This window comes from Sphingomonas sanxanigenens DSM 19645 = NX02, assembly GCF_000512205.2.
GTDB classification, from domain to species: Bacteria; Pseudomonadota; Alphaproteobacteria; order Sphingomonadales; family Sphingomonadaceae; genus Sphingomonas_D; species Sphingomonas_D sanxanigenens.
In genome coordinates, this window is record NZ_CP006644.1 from 1,407,393 (window position 1) to 1,429,853 (window position 22,461).

A 22,461-nucleotide genomic window follows, 5' to 3' on the forward strand; every position below is an offset into this window, starting at 1 on the left:
TCGCAGCCCTACCGATCGACCCCGGTCTTCACCGAGCGGACGTTGCCGAAGGCGTTGTAGCGCGCGCATCGGACGAAGCCGGGCGTCTGGGGCGTCATCCGCATTCTCGATGGCCGGCTTCGCTACCAGGTCGAGGATGGGCGGCCGGCGGAGACGCTGACCGCCGACCGTCCCGGGCTGGTGCTGCCAGCGGAACCGCACCATGTCGAACTGATCGGCCCGGTGACGATGCGGGTGGATTTCTACGATCATGCGCCGGTGGCGTGGGAAACGGGCTCCGACTAGCGGACGGGCCGACGGACGAGGCGCGACCGACTGTTCCTCCCGGCGCGCGGCGTCGGGGAGGAACATCTCGTGTCCGGTTCAGCCGCGCGTCTTCTTCGCCTTCTTCTCACCCTTGGCCGGCTTGGGTGCCTGCCATTCGGAACTCAGCGGGCTCAGATAATGCTCCTCCCTGATCCCCTTCCTGCGGATCGAGAGGCCGGCCATGCAGGCGTGCATGATGTAGGCGCTGTTCTGCGCGGAGCGGTAGGTGGGGTCCATCGTCGGGTCGAGTTCGACCAGTTCGAAGCCGGCGAGGTCGGTCTCTGCGCAGATGCGGCGGATCAGCGGCACCACCTCGCGCATCGTCAACCCGTCCGGCACGGGCGTGCCGGTGCCGACCATATAGGCGGGATCGAGCACGTCGATGTCGAACGACACGAACACGCGCTTGCCATTCTCCCGGGCTTCCTTGAGCACGCGGGTGACGACGGTGTCCCAGCCCGATTTTTCCACCTCCACCATCGTGTGATAGCGGAAGCCCTGCTCGCGCATCCATTCGAAGGTCTCGATGTCGGGGGACTGCGCGCGCAGGCCGACCTGGATATAGTCGCGGCCGGCGACATGGCCTTCCTTGATCAGGCGATAGACCGGCTGGCCATGGTCGATCAGGTGCGCGCGGTCGCGCCCCGCATCATAATGCGAGTCGAAGTGGATCACGCTGACCTTGCCCTTGCCGAGCACGTCGGTGACGCCGGCGATATCCGAATAGGCGAGGCTGTGGTCGCCGCCGACGATGAAGGGCAGCGCCCCGGTGCTGGAGATCGACGCGACCATCTCGCGGACATGCCCCATCGAGCGCTCGGTGCTCATATTGTCGACCGCGAAGTCGCCATAGTCGACCATGTTGAGCGTCGCGCGCGGTGAGGTCATCGTATACATGTCGTTGCCGGCGCCCATCCGCACCGTGCGCATCGCGGTCGGCCCCAGATGCGCGCCGCGGGTGCCCGACCCCATGTTGAGCGGAATGCCGACCATCGCGACGTCGACCTTGCCCGCCACCAGATCCTCGGGCGTCAGCGCCACCGGCAGGCCGAAGAAGGTCGGGATGCCGCTGCGCCCTTCCATGTAGCGGCCGAGCGAGAAAGGGCCGGGCTCGCGCCTGGGATCGAGCACCGCCGGCCGCAGCACCTTCCACGTGTTGAAATTCTTGGTGTCGGGGTTGAGCGGGATCGTCGGCGCGTCGGTCCTGGCGTTGAACTTCGAGGCTTCGACCACCTCCATCATCGCCGAGACATAGGCCTTGATCTCTTCGGGCGTCTTCTTCGCCAGCCGCCGTTCGAGCTCGCCCTCAACCGGCGCGAACTTGTTGACGTCCTTGGAGCGGAGGAACTTCAGTTCGGCGGCGCTGAGGCTGCCCAGTTTCGCCTCGATCTCGGGCGTGAACCTTTTCTCGTTGCTCTGGGCGACGGCAAAGGAGGCGATGCCCGCCGTGGCCAGTGCCAGAACCGCCAATGTCTTCGCGACCTTCACCCGTTTTCCTCCACCCGATGCGCCCGGCCGTCCGCGCGCGCGACCAAAGGATCCACAGGGCGCCGGCGACCGCCGCGGGCTAGCATCGGCGCGGGTGGCCGCCTCTACGTCAAACGCCCTATGGCTGCCCGCAACCCGCCGATCCAAGCCGCTCGCCATGCTGATCGCATCGACCTTTCTGCTCTGGATCATGGTCGCGCTGCTCGTCGTCGCGGTGATTTCGCTCGCGCGGCAGGTGGGCACGCTCAACGATCGGCTCGCGCAGGCGGCGGGGCTTGTCGCCGAAGGCGGCCCGCGCGTGGGCGATCCCGCGCCGATGATCGCCGCGCCGGGGCTTGGCGGCGGCGTGGTCAATGTCGGCGGGCCGGATGCCGGAGGGCGGGCGGCGCTGCTGCTGTTCGTCACGCCGGATTCGCCGGTCTGCAAGGCGATCATCCCGGTGGCGATGATCCTCGCCCGATCGGAAGGGCTGCGGCTGGTGTTCGTCGGCGACGGCGACGCGCGAAACCTGGCGGCGATGGTCGACCGCTTCCGGATGACGGGGTTCGATTTCGCGCTGAGCGGGCAGGTCGTCGCGGCCTATCAGGCGAGCGTGCTGCCCTGGGGGGTGCTGATCGGCGGGGACGGCCGAGTCCGCGCACGGGGCGCCGTCAGCGCGCGCGAGCATCTCGAAAGCCTGATCGCTGCGGGGGATGCGTGTGGCATCGGCGCGGGATCGGGTAGTGACGATGCCAATGTCGTGCCGATGGCGATCGGCGCCGCATGACGGGGCGACCTCCCCGACGCGTCGCGCCGGGGAAGGGGAAGGGGAAGGCGGTCAGTGCGCCGCGCTGATCACCACCGCTTCGGTGCCGGGGGTAACGCGCGCCCGCGCATCGGCGATGACCTCGGCACGGCACTGATTCGCCTTGCGCTGCATCGACAGATGGATCCGATAGGCGCCGTTGCCGCAGACCGCCTTGGCGGCACGGGTCAAGCGTGCGGTGAAGACGCGCTGACCCGCGGGGGTGGAGAGATCGAGATCTCCGACCCGCGTGGTCACGCTGTCTTCGGCTAGAGGGTTGTGGGCCAGCGCCGGCAACGGCGCGAGTGCCAGCCCGAAGGCCAGCACGAGGTGAAGCCGCATCCTTGATCTCCTGCGAATTTCCCCAGTCATTAAACGCCGGGGTGCGCGCTCCATATCACCGCCGGGCGCCTTCGCCAACAGCGCGTTTCGATGCCGCGAAATAAGCGGATTCCGCGCGCTTTCCCGGTCGCCTACGTCAAACGCCCCATAGGGGTCCCCCGGGGTGCGGGCATAGCCTCCCAGCGCCTGCCCATCCGCATCGGCCGTCCAGGAAGCCGCGGAGCCAGGGCGCCGGGGTCGATCACCCCACGAGAATGCCAGGGCAGGTGGGGAGATACCGATCGGACCAAGACAAGAAGGGGGAATTTATGATGCGCCGATCTCTGACCAGCCGGAGCCTGCTGTCGGCCACCGCTCTCGGCACGCTGCTGATCGCAGCGCCCGTCGCAGCCCAGACCGCCGCTTCCGAAGACGCTGCCGCGCCTGTGCCGCAGGCGCCGGACGACGGGGATGACGTGATCATCGTCACCGGCACCCGCCGCGCGGTGTCGCTGCAGGATGCGCCGATCAACCTCACCGCGCTGTCGGGAGCGGAACTGCAGGACCAGCGGATCGACGACGTCCGCGACATCGCTGCCTTCTCGCCCGGCCTCACCATCCAGGATACCGGCCCGCGCAACACCGGCACCATCGTGATGCGCGGCCTGAGCGCCAGCGATACCGGCGATACCGGCGGCAACGCCGACAATTCGCTCGCCACCTATCTCGGCGAAGTGCCGCTCTATCTCGATTTCAAGCTGCTCGACATCGACCGGGTCGAGGTGCTGCTCGGGCCGCAGGGCACGCTCTATGGCCTCGGCACGCTGGCCGGCGCGATCCGCTACATTCCCAACCGGCCGGATCCGGACAATTGGTCCGGCATGGCGCATGGCCGCATGTACGATGTCGCGCATGCCGATGATCCGGGCTTCAGCGTGGACGGCACGATCAACGTTCCGATCGTTCCGGGCGTGATCGCGCTGCGCTCGACGGTGGGTTACTACAACGATCCCGGCTTCATCGATTACAAATATCTGGTGCGCGATCCGGGCGTCTCGCTGCCGCAGCCGAACAATCCGACCGGTTTCTTCGGCTCGATCGGCACGCCGCAGGAGGTCGCCGACAATCTCTACACCTACAAGGACGCCAATTTCGAGCATACTTTCACGACGCGCAACCAGCTCGGCATCTTCCCGGCGGACTGGCTGAATGTCTATCTGACCTACGCCTATCAGGAAACGCAGACCAACGGCCGCCAGTCCAACGGCGGCGGCGTGTTCGGCACCGGCAAATATGAGGCGCCGTGGCGCTTCCTCGAGCCGTCGGACCGCAAGGCGCATCTGGTGAGCGCGGAGATCGAGGCGGACATCGGCAGCTTCGCGCAGTTCGTGTCGGCGACAGCCTATACCAAGCAGACGATCCAGAGCTCGGTGGACGTTACCGACCTGTTGCTCGACCTCGACTATGATTATGAGCTGTTCCCGGCCTTCGCCGGCTATACCCGCTCGGACATCGACTATGAGCAGTTCAACCAGGAAGTGCGTTTCGTCTCCGCGCATGGCGGGCCGCTGAGCTGGGTGGTCGGCGGCTTCTATAACGAGCTCAAGCAGAACTCGACCTATTTCGAGATCCTGCCGGGCTATCCCGCCTATGCTGGCATCGATCGGCCGGACGAGATCGAATATGCCTCGTTCGTCGACAGCAAGACCACCGAGAAGGCGGTCTATGGCGAACTCAGCCTCGAGCCGTTCGAGGGACTGCAACTCACCGCCGGCGGCCGCTATTTCGATTACAAGGCGGATGTGGTCGGCGGGCAGGCGCTGCCGCTCTTCCAGCCGTTCCCGGAAATCAACTACCGCAGCCGCGCCGGCAACACCAAGGACGATGGCTTCGTCTGGAAGTTCAACGGCTCGTACAAGTTCGGCGAGGAACTGATGGTCTATGCGACCTACAGCAAGGGCTATCGCATCGGCGGCGTCAACCGCGTGGCGCCGTGCGCGCTGCCGCTGCCGCCGGGGCAGAACCTCTGCGCGCTACCCGACGAGCTCGTCTACGCGCCGGACGAGGTGAAGAATGTCGAAGTCGGCATGCGCTGGTCGCTGTTCGAGCGGCGCTTCACCGGCAGCCTCGCCGCCTATCATATCGACTGGACGGGCATCCAGCTCGACGGCCTGACCGAGAATGGCGCGATCGGCATCACCGTCAACGGCGGCAAGGCCGTGTCGAAGGGCGTCGAGCTGACCGTCCAGTTGCGGCCGATCGAAGGGCTGACGATGAGGGGCAACTATGCCTACAACGATGCCCACCTCACCGAGGAGGTGCCGGGCCTGATCAAGTTCCGCGGCGGCGAGGTGGATGCCGAGCCGGGCGATCGCCTGCCGGGTTCCACCAAGAATTCGGGCGCGGTGGGGGCGACCTACACCTTGCCGGTCGGCGACACCTCCGACATCGCGGTCAACTGGACGATGACCTATACCGGCAACATCCTCACCCGCGTCGGCGCCCGTGGCTTCGGCGAAAAGCTGCCCAGCTTCGTCACCCACCGCGCCTCCATCGCCTACAGCAAGGAGGATTGGGAGATCCGGCTGTTCGCCGACAACCTGTTCGACAAATATGCCGTCGCCTCGGTGGGTAATGATCTCAGCCGCCGCTTCGTCAACGACGGCGTCGTTTCCCGCTACTACGCGCGCACGGTGATCCCGCCGCGCCGGGTGGGCGTGGAGATGACGAAGAAGTTCTGAGTTGGGCGTGCAACCTCCTTCCCGGCGCTGCGCGCCGGGAAGGAGGTGTCGAGCGCTGCAGATCCCATCCCCGATGACCAAGATTTCATCATCCGCCAACGCTGAGGAAAGGCGCGCCGCGCCATAACCGAACGTGGATCGGCACAGGCCGGTCTTCCGTACGGGACGCGAGGCATGTCGCGGTTGCGCAGGTTGATGGTCGTTTTGGCGCTGCTGGTTGCGGCGGCTGGAGGGTTTGCCGGCTGGCTGGCGCATATCGGCTATTTCGGCGGGCCGGTGTTCTTCGAGATACCGGCCAAGCCCGGCACGTCAGCGCAGGGCGCGGTCGCGGTGCTGCTGTCCGGCGATCTCGGCTTTCGCATCGGCATGGGGCCGCGCATCGCCGATCGGCTGGCTGCCGACGGCATTCCCGTGATCGGCGTCAGTTCGCTTGCCTATTTCCGCACGCAGCGCACGCCCGCCGATGCGCAGGCGCTGCTCGCCAAGGCCGCACGCCGCGCGCTCGCCTTCGGGCATGGCGACCGGCTGATCCTGATCGGCCAGTCTTTCGGTGCCGACATGCTGCATGTCGGGCTGACCCGGCTGCCCGCGGACCTGCGCGGCAAGGTGCAGATGGTCGCGCTGGTGGTGCCGACCGACACGGTCTTTTTCCGTGCGTCGCCCGGCGAGCTGTTCAATTGGGCGAGGCCCGATGCCGCGGCCTTGCCCACCGCCCGCGCGCTCACCTGGGTGCCGACGGTCTGCATCCGGGGCGTCGACGAGGCGGACAGCCTCTGCCCGGCGTTGACCCAGCCCAACGTCCGCGGTGTCGCGCTGCCCGGCGGGCATGCGCTGCACCATGATATCGATGCGCTCTACGCGGCGCTGCGCCGCGAGATCCTGGCCACCGCGCCGCGGGCGACCTGAACCCATGCGCCAAGGAGGGAAGATGCGAGGCATGATCGCGGTCGCCGCCGCATTGCTCGCCGGACCGGGCGCGGCGACGCCCGCCGGCGCCGAGGTGCCTGCCGTCGCCACCACGCTCGGCACCTGGATCAACCCGCACGGTACCGTGAAGGTGCGGACCGGCATGTGCGGCAGCGTGCTTTGCGGCCATATCGTCTGGGCGAGCGCGGAGGCCAATGCGGATGCCGCCGAAAGCGGCGTGCCGCGGCTGGTCGGCACCGAATTGCTCGGCAATTACCGGCCGGCCGGAGCCGGGCGCTGGCGCGGCGAGGTCTATGTGCCCGATATGGGGCGGCGCTTTGCATCGACGATCGAGCCGCAGGGCGTGGACGCGCTGCGCATCAGCGGCTGCATCCTCGGCGGGCTGATCTGCCGGTCGCAGATCTGGCACCGCGCATGATCGCCTCGGGGATCGTCGCGCTGCGCATGCTGGCGGCGCGGCACCGCCGGCGGATCGAGGCGGTTGGCGTGCTGCTGGCGGCACTGCTCGGCTTCGCGGCGCTGCACGCACTGCTCGCCGAGGTGCATCCCCATGCGATCGCCGCGGCGCTGCGCGCGGTCGATCCGATGCGGGTGGCGGCGGCGCTGATGCTGACCGCCGCGAGCTATGCGATGCTGACGCTGTATGACGTCGTCGCGCTCCGCGCGATCGGCCGGCCGCTCCCCTATCGCACCGCCGCCTTCGCCGCCTTCACCAGCTATACGCTGAGCCACAATCTGGGCTTCGCGTGGCTGACCGGCGGGTCGGCGCGCTATCGCATCTACACCGCTGCCGGGCTCGACGGTGGCGACGTCGTCCGCGTCATCACCATGGCCAGCCTCGCCTTCTGGATGGGGGTGGTCGTGCTCGCGGGCGGTGCGCTCATCCTGCATGCCGCGCCGCTTGCCCTCGGCGGGTTCTCCATTGCGCCGACGCTGCAGCATCTCATCGGCGGCGGCATATCGGTTGCGGCGGTGCTGCTCCTCGCGCTTTTGCCCGGGCGCCATCGACGCCCGCGGCGCCTGCCGTCGCGCGGCAGCGCGCTCGCGCTGCTCGGCATTTCCGCGGTCGATCTCGCGGCCGCCAGCGCGGCGCTGCTGGTGCTCGCCCCCGGCGCTTCGGCATCCTTGTTTCCGGCCTTCTTTCTTGCCTATGCATTGGCGATCGTCATCGCGCTGCTCGCCCACGTGCCGGGCGGGGTGGGGGTGTTCGAGGCGGCGATGCTGGCGCTGCTGCCGCAATTGCCGCCGCCCGCCTTGCTCGCGGCGCTGATCGCCTATCGGCTCATCTATTATCTGCTGCCGCTCGCGCTCGCCGGGCTGCTGCTCGCGCTGCAAGAGCGGCGGCAGTTGCAGCGTCCGATCAACGCCGCGGCGGGCATCGCCCGGTTCGTCATGCGCGGCACCGCGCCGGCCTTGCTGGCGGCCTTGGTGTTCGCGGGCGGCGTCGTGCTGCTGGTGTCGGGATCGCTGCCCGCGGAGCCGGCGCGGCTCAACCTGCTGCGCCATATCGTGCCTTTGCCCTTCGTCGAGACCTCGCACATCGCCGCCAGCCTGGCCGGCACCGGGCTGCTGCTGCTTGCGCCCGCGCTGTTCCGGCGGCTCGATGCCGCCTTCCTGCTCGCGCGGGCACTGCTGATCGCGGGCGCCGCCTTCTCGGTCGCGAAGGGCATCGATTATGAAGAAGCGGCGATCCTGCTGGCGGTCGCCGCGCTGCTGCAGCTTTCGCGGGGCGCATTCTACCGGCGGACGGCGCTGACCGCAGCGCTGGGCACGCCGCGCACGGGGGTTCCGATAGCGGTTGCGATCGGCCTGTCGGTCTGGGTCGGCTTCTTCTCGTACAAGCATGTCGCCTATCAGAATGACCTGTGGTGGGAATTCGCCTGGCATGGCGATGCCTCGCGCTTCCTGCGCGCCAGCTTCGCGATCGCCGTCGCGCTGGTCTGCGTCGCGGTGCTGCGGCTGTTCGCGCATCCGGATACGACGGTGCCGTCGACCGCCGTCGACGAACAGGCGGCGGCCACGGCGCTCGCGCACAGCCCGCGCAGCGACGCGATGCTGGCTTATACCGGCGACAAGCGCTTCCTCCGCTCGCCCTCGGGACCGGCGATGCTGATGTATCAGGTGCAGGGGCGGAGCTGGATCGTGATGGGCGATCCGATCGGCGCGCGTGCGGACTGGCCCGATCTGTTGTGGATGATCCGCGAACGCTCCGATGCCGCGCAGGGGCGGCTGCTGCTCTACCAGATCTCGCTGGATGCGGTGCCGCTGGCGATCGATCTCGGGCTGCAGCTCGTCAAATATGGCGAGGAGGCGCGCGTCGCGCTGGCCGGCTTCACGCTCGACGGCGCGGAGATGAAGTCGCTGCGATACGCCGAACGGCGGGCGATCCGCGAAGGTGCCAGCTTCGAGATCGTACCGCGCGCCGCGGTCGCGCCGCTGATGCCCGAACTCCGGGCGGTCTCCGACGCCTGGCTCGACGCCAAGGGGCATGACGAGAAGGCCTTCTCGATCGGCCGCTTCGACCCCGCTTATCTCACCCGGTTCGATTGCGCGGTGGTGCGCCATGAGGGACGGATCGTCGCCTTCGCAAACGTCTGGGGCACTGAAGAGCGCGAGGAATTGTCGGTCGACCTGATGCGCCACGCCGACGCTGCGCCCTACGGCACGATGGATTTCCTGTTCGTCCAGCTCATGAAATGGGGGCGGGAACAGGGCTATGGCTGGTTCAACCTGGGCCTCGCGCCGCTTTCGGGGATCGAGGCGCGGCGGCTGGCGCCGATCTGGGCGCAGGTCGGCCACCTGCTCTATCGCCATGGCGAGGCGCTGTACGGGTTCGAAGGCTTACGCGCCTATAAGGAGAAGTTCGCGCCGGTCTGGTCGCCGCGCTACATCGCCGCGCCGCATGGCGTCGGGCTGGCGCGGGCGCTGATCGATCTGCAGACGCTCGTCGGCGGCGGTGCCGGCAGCGTCGCGCGCCGCGCCCGGCTGGCGCTGGCGGCCTGAACTATGCGGCGACGATCCCCCGGGCGGTGAAGAAGTCTGCGACCGGCGCCAGTTCCCGCGCGTAATGCCGCCAGCGCCCGATCGAGCAGGCGTTGAGCGGCCGGCGCACCTGCTGCGCGCTGGGCGTCGCCACCGCCTCGTCGGTTTCGTGGAAGCGCAGGCAGTGCTCGTCCCAGGGCAGGCCGACATGGTCGAGCAGCCGGCGCGTTTCGCCCTCCTGGTCGGCGACCAGCGCCTCATAGCCCAGTTCGAGCACGCGGCCGGGAAAGTGCGCCTGCCAGAAGGCGATCAGGCCGTCGAACAGCGCATAATAGCGCGCGGTATCCATCAGGTCGTAGGACCAGGCGTAATAGCTGGAACCGGTGGCGAACAGGGTCTTGAAATTGCTCCACACGCTGTCCATCGGGTTGCGGCGCAGGCAGACGATGCGCGCGTTGGGCAGCGCGCGTGCGATATGGCCGATGTAGAGGAAGTTGAGCGGCAGCTTGTCGACGAAGCGGGGCGCACGCCCACCGGCATGCTGGCGCGCGCGCTCCAGATAGGCGGCGCCGAGCCGCGCCGGATCGAGATCGCGCGCCGCCAGCACCGTCTCGCGATCGAGCACCAGCCGCGAAGGCGTCTGCGCCAGCCGCTTGAGCGCCAGCGGCATCGCCTGCAATTCGCCTGCCGAACTGATCCCGGGATGCGCGGCAAGGATGCGGTCGACCAGGGTCGTGCCGGTGCGCGGCAGGCCGACGACGAACACCGGCGCGTCGGCGATGTCGCTGGGGCCGGCGAAATAGGCGGGATCGGTGAAGCTGGCGCGGATCGCATCGACGATCCCGGCATCGGCCTCGATGTCGAAGGCCAGCCTGGCCTTGTGCGCGGCGTTGCCGGTGGCGAGGTGGCGGAACACGGCCTCATGGTCGCCCAGATCCTCATATTCCTTGGCGGCGGCATAATGGATGCGCAGCCGCTCGACCGGATCGGCAGTGGTGGCCAGCGCCGCCTCGAGGCGCGCGGCATGGTTGCGATCGGGCGTCTGGCGGCGAAGGCCGGCGATGCCGAGATGCGCGCGGCCATGCCCCGGCCGGCGCGCGACGATCGCCTCATAATGGCGCTCCGCATCGTCGACGCGGCCGAAGAAGCCGTAGCTGCTGGCGAGGTTGAAGCGGAAACCGACATCGTCGGCCGCCATGCCGACCGCGCGCTCGAACAGCGGCACCGCCGCTTCGTGATCGCCCAGCCGGGCATAGACGCAACCGATCGTGTCGAGCGTGCGTGCGTCCGCTCCGCGCGCCAGTGCCACCGCGGCATCGGCGGCCGCGCGGGCATCGGCCTCGCGCCGCGCCAGCGCGTTGAGCCGGGCGAGTTGCGCGCGATACTCGGCGTCGGCGGGCGCCAAGGTCACCGCGCGCGCGATCACCGGCAGCGCGGCGGCGATGCGGCCACCCTCGGCCATCGCCATCGCGAGCAGAAAATGGCCCTCGGCATGGTCGGGCCGGGCCTGCGTCGCCGCGGTCGCGATCCGGGCGCAGCGGTCGAGGTCTCCTTCCTCCAGCGCGCGGCGCGCCGCCGGCAGGTCGGGCAGGGGGCGCGCCGGCGCCACGCTCAGGCGATGCCGAACCCGCTGACGCGCTCGACCATCCAGAAGGCACCGATCGCGCCGACCGCGTAGAGCGCGGCGACGCGCACCGGCTGCGAGACATTCACCCGCCGCAGCAACATCATTGCGAGCGTGACGGCCGCGACGAAGGCAAGCTGGCCGGCCTCGACGCCGATGTTGAAGAAGATCAGGCTCGGCACGCGCTCCGCATGCGAGACGCCGAGTTCGCCGAGCGCGCTGGCGAAGCCGAGGCCGTGGAGCAGCCCGAACAGCGAGACGACGATCGTCTGCCGGCGCAGCGCCGGCCGATTCCCGGTCCGGCCCGATGCCATCAACGCTTCGCGCGCCATGAACGCGATCGACAGCGCGATGGCCGCTTCCACCGGCGGGACCGGCACCGCCACCAGCGCGAAGAAGGCGAGCGCGAGCGAGATCGAGTGGCCGAGCGTGAACGCGGTCACCAGCCCGACGAGTTGGCGGCCGCTGGCGAGCAGGCAGAGGCACAGCACGAAGGCGAGGTGATCCCAGCCCATCCAGATGTGGACGACGCCCTGTTCGAGGAATTCGGGCGCAAGCTGGCTGAGCGGGCGGTCGCCGGCGGCGGTCTCGCCCACCGGTACGACGATGCCGTCGCCGTCGCCGGAAAGGCTGCGGTCGACCTGCGCGCCCATCACATTGGTGACGAAGGTGCCGCCATCCGCCTTCCACGGCGTGCGGATCACGTCATCGGCGCGGAACGCGCGATCGCAGGCGAATTCGAACGCGTATTGCGCGCGGCCGGCCATCGTCTGGCGGCTGACCGACGTCTGGCGGCAGCCCTCGGGATAGATGAGCGCCGCCGGTGCGCCGATCGCCTCGGGCACCGCCGCCGTGAACTCGTAGCTGTTGGCATCCTCGCCGCGCGAAAGGCTGAACTCGGCGGACATGAAGATGTCCGCGCGCGCCGGGGCGGTGCCCAGCAGCGCGATCGTCGCTGCCATCGCCACCATGGCCAGCGCCCGCGCGAAGGCCCTAGCGATCGATGCGGACATCATATTCCTCCTTGAGCTTGGCGATCTCGCGATCGATCGTGCCTTCGGTCTCGGCCATCATATAATCCTGCCGCACCTGATCGCGGATGTCGGAATAGGGCATCAGCGCGGGCGCGATCGCTTCGTCCTTGCGCACGAAATGCCAGCCGCGCGGGGTGCGCACCGGGCCGATCCACTGCCCGGTCGGGGCCTTCGCCAATGTCTCGATGAAGGGCTGGCCGAAGATGCCGCGCACCATGCTGTCGCCATAACGCGGATAGTCGCGGCCCAGCCAGAAATCGTCGCCCGCCACCGCATCGCCGCGGTTGAGCGCCGCGAGCGTGCCCGCCGGATCCTTCGGCGCTGCCGAAAAGAAGATCTGCGAGAAGCTGGTCTTGGGCTCGGCGCGATAGCGCTTCAGATTCTCCGAATAATGATTGACGATCTGTTCCTCGGTCGGCTCGGCGGGGGCGCCGGCGATCAGGTAGCGGACCTTGTCGATCAGCCGCTTCCGGGTCGGGCCGTCGGTCAGGTGCATGCCGCGCGCGATCGCTTCGCGGAACAGCAGCTCGTCGGTGATGAAATCCTTTTGCATCTTGGCTTCGTCGGCGGCAGTCGCCTTGCGACCGGCGAGCGTCTGGAACTCGTCGACCAATGCGCGCTTCACCTCGGTGCTGTAATGGACCGGCGGCTTGCGGCTCGCCTCGACCGCGGCATAGGCGGCGAAGAAGCCGCCGCCCACGATCAGGAACGCGAACAGCGGATCGCGCACCCCCGCCTTCAGCGCCGCGCCGATCCGCCTCGCGTCGAAACCCCGGGCGCTCCCGCCACGCACCGCCGCCCCTTGCGCCGTCGCCATGTCCCCAGCCCCTTGCAGCGGGCCGCCGAAGGCCCCCGATGGACATGATCCTAGAGCGCGGGCGCGACGGGCGCCTACGTCAAATGACGCATATCGATGCACCCGGCCGATTACCTAGCCTCGCGGCGATACGGTGGGCGGGGCCGCTCTTGCCGATCTGCATCCCAAGCGTTCGAGGAGTGAGGTGAGATGGTGCTTCGGTCGGCGAAGATCCTGTTTCTGACGGCCGCGGTCTCCGCGCTGGCGCTGGCCGGCTGCTCGAAGGGCGGCGGCGGCGACGGCGGCGCGCCCGCGGGCGATACCGTGTCGGTGGGGGTGCTGCAGTCGCTGACCGGTACGATGGCGATCAGCGAGATCACCGTGAAGAATGCCGAGATGCTGGCGATCGAAGAGATCAACGCGGCGGGCGGCGTGCTCGGCAAGACGATCAACGCGCTGGTCGAGGACGGCGCGTCGGATCCCTCCACCTTCGCGCAGAAGGCGTCGAAGCTGGTGGAGGACGGCAAGGTCTCCACCGTGTTCGGCGGCTGGACCTCCGCCAGCCGCAAGGCGATGCTGCCGGTGTTCGAACGCACGGATAACCTGCTGTGGTATCCGGTGCAGTTCGAGGGCAATGAATGCTCGCCCAACATCATGTATTCGGGCGCGCAGCCCAACCAGCAGATCCTGCCTGCGTTCGAATGGGCAAAGGAAAAGGGTTACAAGAACATCTTCCTGATCGGCTCGGACTATGTGTTTCCGCGCACCGCCAACCTGATCCTCAAGAAGCATATCGAAAAGGGTGGCCTCGGCGTCGCGGGCGAGGCCTATGTGCCATTGGGCGGGACCGATTTCTCCGGCGTGATCGCCAAGATCCGGGCGGCCAAGCCGGACATCGTCTTCAACACGCTGAACGGTGACAGCAATGTCGCCTTCTTCAAGCAGATGCAGGCCGCCGGCCTGACCTCGAAGACGCTGCCGGTGATGTCCTTCTCGATCGGCGAGCAGGAAGCGCAGGCGATGGGCGCCGGGCTGGTGGAGGGCAGCTATGCCGCCTGGAACTATTTCCAGAGCCTCGACCTGCCGGGCAACGCCAGGTTCGTCGCGGCCTACAAGAAGAAATATGGCGCGGACGCCGCGATCACCGATCCGATGGTGCATGGCTATCTGAACGTGTGGGCGTGGAAGGCCGCAGTCGAGAAGGCGGGCAGCTTCGATCCGGCGGCGGTGCGCAAGGCGGCGGCGTCGCTCGGCGGGTTCGAGACGCCGATGGGCAAGGTCTCCTTCGCGGCGAACCAGAGCCTCGTGCAGAAGGCCTATATCGGCCAGCTCAAGCCCGACGGCCAGTTCGCGATCGTCGCGGACTCGGGCGCCGACATCCAGCCGGAGCCCTATGACGCGCTCGCCTTCCCCGGCAAGACGTGCAAGCTGTGAAGGGCACGGAGCAGCCCCTCCCCTTCAGGGGAGGGGACGGGGCGGGGCAGCGTCGGCGGGGGCTCAACGCCGCCGGCGACGCTCTTTCCGCTGCCGCAGAAGCGCGCTTCGCCCCCCACCCCAACCCCTCCCCTGAAGGGGATGGGCGCGTGGCATGACCGACCTCCCGCTCGTCCTCAACCAGCTGTTCAACGGCGTCTCGGTCGCATCGCTCTACCTCCTCGCCGCGCTCGGCCTGGCGCTCAGCTTCGGGCTGATGCGCGTCGTCAACATGGCGCATGGCGAGATGCTGATGCTGGGCGGCTATCTCGCCTGGCTGACGCTGATCGTCGTCCCCGGCCCGGCCGGCATCCTCGTCGCGATCCCGGTGGCGTTCGCGGGCGCCGCGGTTGCGGGCGGGGTGATCCAGACGGCGCTGATCTCGCGCCTCGCCGCGCGGCCGCTCGATACGCTGCTGGCGACCTGGGGCGTCAGCCTGATCCTGCAGCAGGCGGCGCGCGACCTGTTCGGCGCGATCGGCGTCGAGGTGCGCGCGCCGGACTGGCTTTCGGGCGGCATCACCGTCGCCGGCATCGCCATGCCCTCGGCGCGGCTGTTCATCATCGGCGTGACGGTGGCGGTGCTCGCCGCGCTCGCGCTGCTGCTGGCGCGAACGCGGATCGGGCTGTTCGTGCGCGCGGTCAATCAGGACCGGATGATGGCAGGGGCCACCGGCATCGACGTGCGCCGCGTCGATCTTGCCGTCTTCTGCCTCGGATCGGGCATTGCCGGGCTGGCCGGCGTGGTGCTGGCGCTGCTCGGCCCGGTTACGCCCACGGTCGGGCAGAGCTATATCGTGCCGGCGTTCCTCGTCGTCGTGATGGGCGGCCTCGGCAGCCTCGTCGGCACCACCGTCTCGGCGGTTATCCTCGGCCTGTTCTCGGCGCTGGTGCAGATCTTCGTCGATGTCAGCGCGGCGCAGATGCTGCTGCTGCTGTTCGTCATCCTCTTCATCCAGATCCGTCCGCAGGGCGTGGTCGCGGTCAAGAGCCGCGCGCTCGATGTCTGACGCGCCCCGCCTCGCATTGCCGCCGGCGGTGTCGCGCCTGCTGCCCTGGCTGCTGCTCGGTTGCGCCACGATCGCGCCCTTCCTGCTCTCGCCCTACGATCTCAACCTGCTCGCGCGCTTCATGGCGATGGCGATCCTCGCGCTCGGCCTTGTGCTGATCTGGGGGCATGGCGGCATCCTCAGCCTGGGGCAGGGCGTGTTCTTCGGGCTCGGCGGCTATGCCATCGCGATGCACATGAAGCTGGTGGATCTGCCGCAGGGCGAACTGCCGGACTTCATGATGTGGAGCGGCCGCGAAAGCCTGCCGATCTCGTGGGCGCCGTTCCACAGCCCGTTGCTCACCATCCTCGCGATCCTGCTGGTGCCGGCGCTGATCGGGGCGCTGTTCGCGTGGGCGGTGTTTCACCGCCGCGTCGGCGGCACCTATTTCGCACTCATCACCCAGGCGCTGGCGCTCGCCTTCGCCACCTTCCTCACCAGCCGGCAGGATGTGACCGGCGGCTTCAACGGCCTTACCGATTTCTACGGCATCTTCGGCTTCGGCCTCTCTCGGCCCGGGGTGGCGACGAGCCTCTACTGGGTGACGCTGGCCTGCCTGTGCACTGCCTTCGTCGGCCTCCGGCTGCTGCTCGCCTCGCGCTTCGGCATCCTGCTGCGGGCGATGCGCGACGGCGAGAACCGCGCACGCTTCCTCGGTTACGACCCGACGCCGTTCAAGGTTGCCGCGTTCGCGATCGCGGCGCTGCTCGCAGGCGTCGCAGGCGCCCTGTTCACGCTCCATGCCGGGGTGGTCTCTCCCGCGCTGGTCGGCGTGGTACCCTCGATCGAGATGGTGGTGTGGGTGGCGATCGGCGGGCGTTACAGCCTTGCCGGTGCGATCGTCGGCGCGCTGCTGGTCAACATCGCGCGCGACAGCATCTCCAGCGCGATCCCCGAACTGTGGCTCTATCTGGTCGGCGCGATCTTCATCCTGACGGTGACGATGCTGCCCAACGGCCTCGCCGGGCTGGCGAAGCGATGACGGCGGGGGCGGTTGCCGACCTGCTGCTCGCGGTCGACGGCGTCACCGTCGCTTTCGACGGGTTCAAGGCGCTCGACGGGTTCAGCCTCACCCTCCAGCGCGGCGAGACGCGCGTCGTGATCGGCCCCAACGGCGCGGGCAAGTCTACCTTGTGCGACACGATCATCGGCCGCGTCCGCGCCGCATCGGGGCGGATCCTGTTCCGCGGCGAGGATATCGGCGCGCTGCCCGAACAGACGATCGTCGCGCGCGGCATCTGCCGCAAGTTCCAGGCGCCGGGCGTGCTGCCGACCCTGAGCGTCGGCGACAATATGGCGCTCGCCGCGCGGCGCGACCGGCGCTGGTGGAAGAGCTTCGGCTTCGGCATCCCCGCCGCCGAACGGACATCGGTCGACGCGGCGCTGGCGATGATCGGCCTTGCCGACCGCCGCGATGCGCCCGCCGGCGAACTCTCGCATGGCGAGAAGCAATGGCTGGAGATCGGCATGGTCGTGGCGACCGGCGCCGAACTGCTGCTGCTCGACGAACCCACCGCCGGCATGGGGCCCGCCGAGACCGCGCGCACCGCCGAATTGATCCGCAGCCTGGGCGAAGGGCGCACGGTGCTGGTGATCGACCATGACATGAGCTTCGTCGAGCAACTCGCCGCGCCCGTTACGGTGATGCATCAGGGGCGCTTCCTCAAGCAGGGCAGCATCGCCGAGGTGCGCGCGGACCCCGAGGTCGCCGCGGTCTATCTGGGGCATACGGGATGACCGCGCCGCTGCTCGCGCTCTCCGGCCTCGCCAGCGCCTATGGCCAGAGCCAGGTGCTGTGGGATGTCGACCTCATGCTGGCCCCGGGCACCGCCACCGCGCTGATCGGCCGCAACGGCGTCGGCAAATCGACCTTGCTCGGCACGATCATGGGCACGCGCACCGTGACCGCCGGCCGCGTCGCGTTCGATGGTGCAGACATCACCGGCCTGACCCCGCACCGCCGCGCCCGCGCCGGCATCGGCTATGTCCCGCAGGGCCGTCACATCTTCCCGCATCTGACGGTGATGGAGAATCTGGAAACCGGCCTCGCCGCACGCGGCGGCCGCGGCAGCGGCGGTGGTGGCGTGCCCGACCATATCTTCGAGCTGTTCCCCAAGCTGCGCGACATTCGCGACCGCAAGGGCGGCTTCCTCTCGGGCGGCGAGCAACAGCAGCTCGCGATCGGCCGCGCGCTTGCCGGCGAGCCACGGCTCCTCCTGCTCGACGAGCCGACCGAGGGCATCCAGCCCAATGTCGTCCAGCAGATCGAGGCGGCGCTGCGGACGGTGCGGGACCGGCTGGGCGTGACGATCCTCGTGGTCGAGCAATATCTCGATTTCGTCTGGCGCTTCGCCGACGGCTATTGCGCGATGGATGGCGGCCGGATCATCCGGCAGGGCAGCACCGCGACCGAAAGCGCGGCGGATGTCGCGCATCTGGTGCAGATCTGACCCTCACCTTCTCCCCGAAGCGCCTCGGGGAAAAGGGGGCTCACTTGTCCATGTCCGCCAGCGCCAGCCGCAGCAATTCGCTCATCTCGCGCCGCGCCGCCTCGGCATCGCCCGCCGCGATCGCCTGATGCACCAGCAGATGCTCGGGGAGGGGATCGCGCGGCAGGCCGTGCTTGCGTTGCTTGAAGCGCGTCGTCCAGCGCACCGCGGCACCCACCGTGCTGGCCAGCGCCGCCAGCGGCTCGTTGCGCGCGGCGTCGAGGATCGCGCGGTGGAAGCGCTGGTCGGCGTCCTGCCCAGCGGCGTTGCCGAGGCCGTAGCGCGCCATGTCGTCGAGCGCGGCGGCCATTTCCGCGATGTCATGCCGATCGCGGCGCAGCGCCGCGAATGCCGCCGCTGCCGGCTCGATCACCGCGCGCAGTTCGAACAGGCCGCGGATGAATTCCGCCTCGGGCTCGCCCTCGAACGACCAGGCGAGAACCTCGGGATCGAGCAGGTTCCAGCGGCTGCGCGGGGTGACGCGGGTGCCGGCCTTGGGGCGGCTTTCGACCAGCCCCTTGGCCGCGAGGATGCGGATCGCCTCGCGATAGGCGGTTCGCGAGACGCCCAGCGCCTCGCTCGCCTCGATCTCCCCGCCGAACACGTCGCCCGGCTTGCGCCGGCCGCCGACGATCTCGATGCCGATATCGCGCGCGATCTTGCCGTGGATGCGAGGCGAAGCGCTGCGATGCTCGTCGTCCAAGATCATCCTCTCCGGCGGGTTCAGTCCTCGAATGCGTCGGTAACCGACGTTTCCCCGGTCAGGAAAGCATCGGCGACCAGACGGAACGGTGCAACATCCACATCGCTCTTGCCCGCCGCGATCAGTTCCGCGAAGCGCGCATAGAGTTCGGGATATTCGGCCTCGGCCGGCAGCGGCTGCGCCACGCCGTCGATGGTCAGCGTGTTGCCGCCATGCGAAAGCACGAGCAGGCCGGCGTCGGTCTCGACTTCGATGTCCCAGGTCTGCGGGCCGGTCTGGCGCCAGTCGAACACGGCATCGATCGGCGCGCCGCTCGCGCTGCGCATCGCCAGCCTTGCCGCGATCGGCGCCTTGCGATTGGCCGGCACTTCGAGGCTCGCCTGCTCGAGCCGCACCGGATCGGCCAGCAGCTGCGTCAGGATCGACAGCGCGTTGATGCCCGGATCGAACACGCCGAGCCCGCCCGGCTGCCAGATCCACGCCTGGCCGGGATGCCAGTGGCGGACATCTTCCTTCCAGGAAATGTCGATGCGGCGCAATTCCTTGCCCGCGATCCACTGGCGCGCGGTCTCGACGCCGGCGGCATAGCGCGAGTGCCAGCTCGCGAACAGCGTCACGCCGGCCGCGTCGGCGGTGCGGGCGAGGTCGACCACTTCGGAAAGCGTCGCGCCCGGCGGTTTTTCGAGGAACACATGCTTGCCGGCGGCCAGTGCGGCGCGGGCGGCGCCATGGCGCACCTGCGGCGGCTGGCAGAGCGCAACCGCATCGAGCGTCGGCTCCTTCGCCAGCATCGTGTCGATGTCGGGATAAGCGGGAATGCCGTCCGCATGCGCGTTGCGGCTGGCGGTCGCGGCGAGGACGAATTTCTCGCTCCCCGCGATGGCGGGCACGTGCTGGTCGCGTGCGATCTTGCCGAAGCCGACGATGCCGACCCGGATCACAGCGCGATCACCTGCACGTCGGCCGCCTCGGCCACGGCGAGCGGGTTGCGCACCGGCAAGGTGAAGGGCGCCGCCTCCACCTCGAAAACATCGCCCGGCTGCGTCGCGACCCCATCGGAGAAGGAGAGGGTGGCGGTGCCGAAGAAATGGACATGAACGTCACCCGGCCGGCGGAAACCGGCATATTTGAAGTGGTGATGCTCGAGATTGCGCACCGAATGCGACATATTGTCCTCGCCCGACAGGAAGGGCTTTTCCCACAGCGTCTCGCCATTGCGGACGATGCGGCTGGTGCCGCGAATGTCCTGCGGCAGATCGCCGAGCAGCAATTCGGGGCCAAGCGCCGCCGGCCGCAGCTTGCTGTGCGCCAGCCACAGATAATTGCCGCGCTCCGTCACATGGTCGGAGAATTCATTGCCCAGCGCGAAGCCGATGCGCACCGGATCGCCACCGGGGCCGATCAGATAGATGCCGGCGATCTCGGGCTCCTCGCCGCCATCCAGCGCGAAGTCCGGCATGGTCAGCGGCGCGCCCGGCGCGACGAGGATCGCGCCATCGCCCTTGTAGAACCATTCAGGCTGCACGCCGGTGCCGCCGTCGGCGGGCTTGCCGCCGTCGACGCCCATCAGGAACATCTTCATCGAATCGGTCGGCGCGGGGTTCTCCACCGCAGCGCGGTGCATCTTGTCCCGACCCTCGGCCGAGCCGAGATGGGTCAGGCCGGTTCCGCTGACCAGCAGATGCGCGGCATCGGCGTGGTCGATCGGCGCGAGGAGCGTCACCGCAGCAAGGTCGATCGGGTCGCCCAGCCGCACCGCGGCGTGGGCGGCGAGCGTTTCGCCCGCCGCCAGCGCCGCCTCGGCGAGCGCGAGGGTGGAGGCGAAGCCTTCCACCCGATATGCCGCGCCTTCACCGTCGATCGCGGCGACGCCGCGCATGCCATCGTCGAATTGAACGAGCGAACGGATCACCGCGGCGACCCCTCGCGCTTGCCGTCGATGCGACGCGCGACACCCCAGGGATTGGCGTCGCTGATCGCGTCCGGCAGCAGCGAGGCCGGCAGGTTCTGGAAGCAGACCGGGCGCAGGAAGCGATAGATGGCGAGCGTGCCGACCGAGGTGGTGCGGCCGTCGCTGGTGGCGGGGAAGGGGCCGCCATGCACCATCGCCGGGCTGACTTCGACGCCGGTCGGCCAGCCATTGGCAAGGATGCGGCCGACGCGATCGGCAAGCACCGGGATCAACGCCTTCGCGTCCGCCTCGTCGGCCGGGTCGAGCAGCAAGGTCGCGGTGAGCTGGCCCTCGAGCGCCGCGACGACCGCGGTCAGCTCCTGGAGATCCTGGCAGCGCACGACCACCGAGGAGGAGCCGAACACCTCATGCCCCAGCGCGGCGTCGGCGATGAAGCTCCTGCCGTCGGTTTCGAACAGCGCGCCGATCGCCTGGTTCTCGCCGTCGCCCTTCTGCCCGCGCGCCACGGTGCGCACCGCATCGTGGGTGGCGAGCGCATCGACGCCCTTTTCATAGGCGGCGTGGATGCCGGGGGTGAGCATCGTGGTCGAACGGCAGGCGCCCAGCGCCGCGCCGGCACGCGCGACGAAGGCATCGAGCGCGGGCGAATCGATGCCGAGGACGAGGCCCGGATTGGTGCAGAACTGGCCGGCACCCATCGTCAGCGACCCGATATAGGCGTCCGCCAGCGCATCGCCGCGGGCTTCGAGCGCCGCGGGGAACAGGATCACCGGGTTGATGCTCGACATCTCGGCATAGACCGGGATCGGCTCGGCGCGGCTGGCCGCGATGCGCATCAGCGCGAGGCCGCCGCCGCGCGAACCGGTGAAGCCTACCGCCTTGATCCGCGGATCGGAAACCAGCGCGCCGCCCAGCTCGTTGGTCTCGCCGGGCAGGTAGGAAAAGACGCCGGCGGGCAGACCGCTCGCGTCGACCGCCGTGCGGATCGCGCGGGCGACCAGTTCGCCGGTGCCTGGATGCGCCGGGTGGCCCTTGACGATGACCGGGCAGCCGGCGGCGAGCGCCGAGGCGGTGTCGCCGCCCGCCACGGAGAAGGCGAGCGGGAAGTTGGAGGCGCCGAACACGGCGACGGGGCCGACCGCGAGGTTGACGCGGCGCAGGTCGGGGCGGGGCAGCGGCGCGCGATCGGGCAGCGCCGGATCGATCGTCGCATCGAAAAAGTCGCCCTGGCGGACGACGCCGGCGAACATCCGGAGCTGGCCGACGGTGCGGCCGCGCTCACCCTCCAGCCGCGCGCGGGGCAGGCCGCTCTCGGCCATCGCGCGGACGATCAGATCGTCGCCGATCGCAAGGATTCCCTCGGCGATGCGCTCGAGAAAAGCGGCGCGGCTTTCCGGATCCGTGCTCGAATATGCGGGGAAGGCCGCAGCGGCGAGGGAGGCGGCATCCGCCACCGCGTCGGCACCCGCCGACGAGAAATCCGGGGTGAGCGCCGCGCCCGTGGACGGGTCCACGGAACCGAAACGCGCCTCGGCCTGACGCAGTTCTGCGCCGATCAGCATCGCACCGTCGATCATTGGAATACCTCGCAGGAATAACTCAGACATAATAGGAAGAAGGGCGGAAGGGCGCAACCCTGACGGCGGTCGATCTCACGGTTGCGGACAGACGTCGTCGCTTGGTGGGATCGGGCTCGCTTCGACCAGCGTCACGAAGCCGACGCGATCGCGACAGACGTTCGGAATGCGCGGCCTTGATTCGATATTGATAGTTATTCGCAGGATCGTTAGGCGCTGCCAGGAAGGGTGGCGATGATGATTCTGGCGGACGGGC

19 protein-coding genes and 1 pseudogene are annotated in these 22,461 nt (G+C 68.8%); 11 read left to right on the forward strand and 9 right to left on the reverse strand.

Annotated elements, in window-relative coordinates; genetic code table 11:
- Positions 1–102: 102 nt before the first annotated feature.
- Positions 103–177: pseudogene (locus NX02_RS34015) on the forward strand (hypothetical protein); the annotation flags it as partial.
- A gap of 186 nt (positions 178–363) precedes the next feature.
- Here NX02_RS34015 and NX02_RS06595 read toward each other — a convergent pair.
- Entirely contained in the window at positions 364–1,794 is a 1,431-nt protein-coding gene (locus tag NX02_RS06595; RefSeq protein WP_025291402.1) for an agmatinase family protein, read from the reverse strand.
- Positions 1,795–1,951: 157 nt separating this feature from the next.
- Between NX02_RS06595 and NX02_RS06600 the strand changes: the two genes are divergently transcribed.
- Positions 1,952–2,560: a thioredoxin domain-containing protein gene (locus NX02_RS06600; RefSeq protein WP_025291403.1), complete on the forward strand. Its 609-nt coding sequence runs from the start codon at positions 1,952–1,954 to the stop codon at positions 2,558–2,560.
- A gap of 51 nt (positions 2,561–2,611) precedes the next feature.
- On the opposite strand, the gene NX02_RS06605 is transcribed toward NX02_RS06600, so the two are convergent.
- On the reverse strand, positions 2,612–2,920 hold the full coding sequence (locus tag NX02_RS06605) for a UrcA family protein (protein ID WP_025291404.1): 309 nt from the start codon (positions 2,918–2,920) through the stop codon (positions 2,612–2,614).
- Positions 2,921–3,228: 308 nt separating this feature from the next.
- On the opposite strand from NX02_RS06605, the gene NX02_RS06610 reads away from it, so the two are divergent.
- The 4 genes from NX02_RS06610 (at position 3,229) to mprF (ending at position 9,570) form a co-directional block, all read left to right on the forward strand.
- Positions 3,229–5,640 carry a TonB-dependent receptor gene (locus NX02_RS06610; protein WP_025291405.1) on the forward strand — a complete coding sequence of 804 codons (2,412 nt, stop codon included), beginning with the start codon at positions 3,229–3,231 and terminating at the stop codon, positions 5,638–5,640.
- A gap of 174 nt (positions 5,641–5,814) precedes the next feature.
- Positions 5,815–6,546 carry an AcvB/VirJ family lysyl-phosphatidylglycerol hydrolase gene (locus NX02_RS06615; protein ID WP_047099749.1) on the forward strand — a complete coding sequence of 244 codons (732 nt, stop codon included), beginning with the start codon at positions 5,815–5,817 and terminating at the stop codon, positions 6,544–6,546.
- Between the two features lie 31 nt (positions 6,547–6,577).
- On the forward strand, positions 6,578–6,985 hold the full coding sequence (locus NX02_RS06620; protein WP_025291407.1) for a DUF2147 domain-containing protein: 408 nt from the start codon (positions 6,578–6,580) through the stop codon (positions 6,983–6,985).
- Positions 6,982–9,570 (forward strand): bifunctional lysylphosphatidylglycerol flippase/synthetase MprF, encoded by a 2,589-nt coding sequence (mprF, locus tag NX02_RS06625; protein WP_425424033.1) that lies wholly within the window; start codon positions 6,982–6,984, stop codon positions 9,568–9,570. Before NX02_RS06620 ends, mprF begins: the two co-directional genes overlap by 4 nt.
- Before the next feature lies 1 nt (position 9,571).
- Here the strand turns inward: mprF and NX02_RS06630 are convergent, their stop codons facing one another.
- From NX02_RS06630 to NX02_RS06640, 3 genes are read right to left on the reverse strand one after another with little or no spacing between them, the layout of a single operon-like run.
- The gene (locus NX02_RS06630) at positions 9,572–11,158 is read right to left on the reverse strand and encodes a tetratricopeptide repeat-containing sulfotransferase family protein (RefSeq protein WP_025291409.1); all 1,587 of its coding nucleotides are present in this window, start codon (positions 11,156–11,158) and stop codon (positions 9,572–9,574) included.
- A gap of 2 nt (positions 11,159–11,160) precedes the next feature.
- A complete protein-coding gene (locus NX02_RS06635; RefSeq protein ID WP_025291410.1) occupies positions 11,161–12,186 on the reverse strand; it encodes a HupE/UreJ family protein in 1,026 nt (341 codons plus the stop codon).
- Positions 12,167–13,024 carry a peptidyl-prolyl cis-trans isomerase gene (locus NX02_RS06640; RefSeq protein WP_025291411.1) on the reverse strand — a complete coding sequence of 286 codons (858 nt, stop codon included), beginning with the start codon at positions 13,022–13,024 and terminating at the stop codon, positions 12,167–12,169. The genes NX02_RS06635 and NX02_RS06640 overlap by 20 nt, the downstream gene beginning before the upstream one ends.
- Before the next feature lie 189 nt (positions 13,025–13,213).
- Here NX02_RS06640 and urtA point away from each other — a divergent pair, with 189 nt between their 5' ends.
- From urtA to urtE, 5 genes are all read left to right on the forward strand, one after another.
- A complete protein-coding gene (urtA, locus tag NX02_RS06645; protein WP_025291412.1) occupies positions 13,214–14,437 on the forward strand; it encodes an urea ABC transporter substrate-binding protein in 1,224 nt (407 codons plus the stop codon).
- Between the two features lie 154 nt (positions 14,438–14,591).
- Positions 14,592–15,485, forward strand: coding sequence for an urea ABC transporter permease subunit UrtB (gene urtB, locus NX02_RS06650; protein WP_025291413.1), 894 nt, complete (start codon positions 14,592–14,594; stop codon positions 15,483–15,485).
- The gene (urtC, locus tag NX02_RS06655; RefSeq protein WP_025291414.1) at positions 15,478–16,506 is read left to right on the forward strand and encodes an urea ABC transporter permease subunit UrtC; all 1,029 of its coding nucleotides are present in this window, start codon (positions 15,478–15,480) and stop codon (positions 16,504–16,506) included. Before urtB ends, urtC begins: the two co-directional genes overlap by 8 nt.
- A complete protein-coding gene (urtD, locus tag NX02_RS06660) occupies positions 16,503–17,261 on the forward strand; it encodes an urea ABC transporter ATP-binding protein UrtD (RefSeq protein ID WP_025291415.1) in 759 nt (252 codons plus the stop codon). The genes urtC and urtD overlap by 4 nt, the downstream gene beginning before the upstream one ends.
- Positions 17,258–17,974: an urea ABC transporter ATP-binding subunit UrtE gene (gene urtE / locus NX02_RS06665; protein WP_025291416.1), complete on the forward strand. Its 717-nt coding sequence runs from the start codon at positions 17,258–17,260 to the stop codon at positions 17,972–17,974. The genes urtD and urtE overlap by 4 nt, the downstream gene beginning before the upstream one ends.
- A gap of 40 nt (positions 17,975–18,014) precedes the next feature.
- On the opposite strand, the gene NX02_RS06670 is transcribed toward urtE, so the two are convergent.
- From NX02_RS06670 to NX02_RS06685, 4 genes are read right to left on the reverse strand one after another with little or no spacing between them, the layout of a single operon-like run.
- Positions 18,015–18,722 (reverse strand): FadR/GntR family transcriptional regulator, encoded by a 708-nt coding sequence (locus tag NX02_RS06670; protein ID WP_039996450.1) that lies wholly within the window; start codon positions 18,720–18,722, stop codon positions 18,015–18,017.
- A gap of 14 nt (positions 18,723–18,736) precedes the next feature.
- Positions 18,737–19,657 (reverse strand): Gfo/Idh/MocA family protein, encoded by a 921-nt coding sequence (locus NX02_RS06675; protein ID WP_025291418.1) that lies wholly within the window; start codon positions 19,655–19,657, stop codon positions 18,737–18,739.
- The gene (araD1, locus tag NX02_RS06680) at positions 19,654–20,628 is read right to left on the reverse strand and encodes an AraD1 family protein (RefSeq protein ID WP_025291419.1); all 975 of its coding nucleotides are present in this window, start codon (positions 20,626–20,628) and stop codon (positions 19,654–19,656) included. The genes NX02_RS06675 and araD1 overlap by 4 nt, the downstream gene beginning before the upstream one ends.
- Complete coding sequence (locus tag NX02_RS06685; protein ID WP_025291420.1) at positions 20,625–22,205, reverse strand: aldehyde dehydrogenase (NADP(+)); 1,581 nt, start codon at positions 22,203–22,205, stop codon at positions 20,625–20,627. Before NX02_RS06685 ends, araD1 begins: the two co-directional genes overlap by 4 nt.
- Between the last annotated feature and the right edge of the window lie 256 nt (positions 22,206–22,461).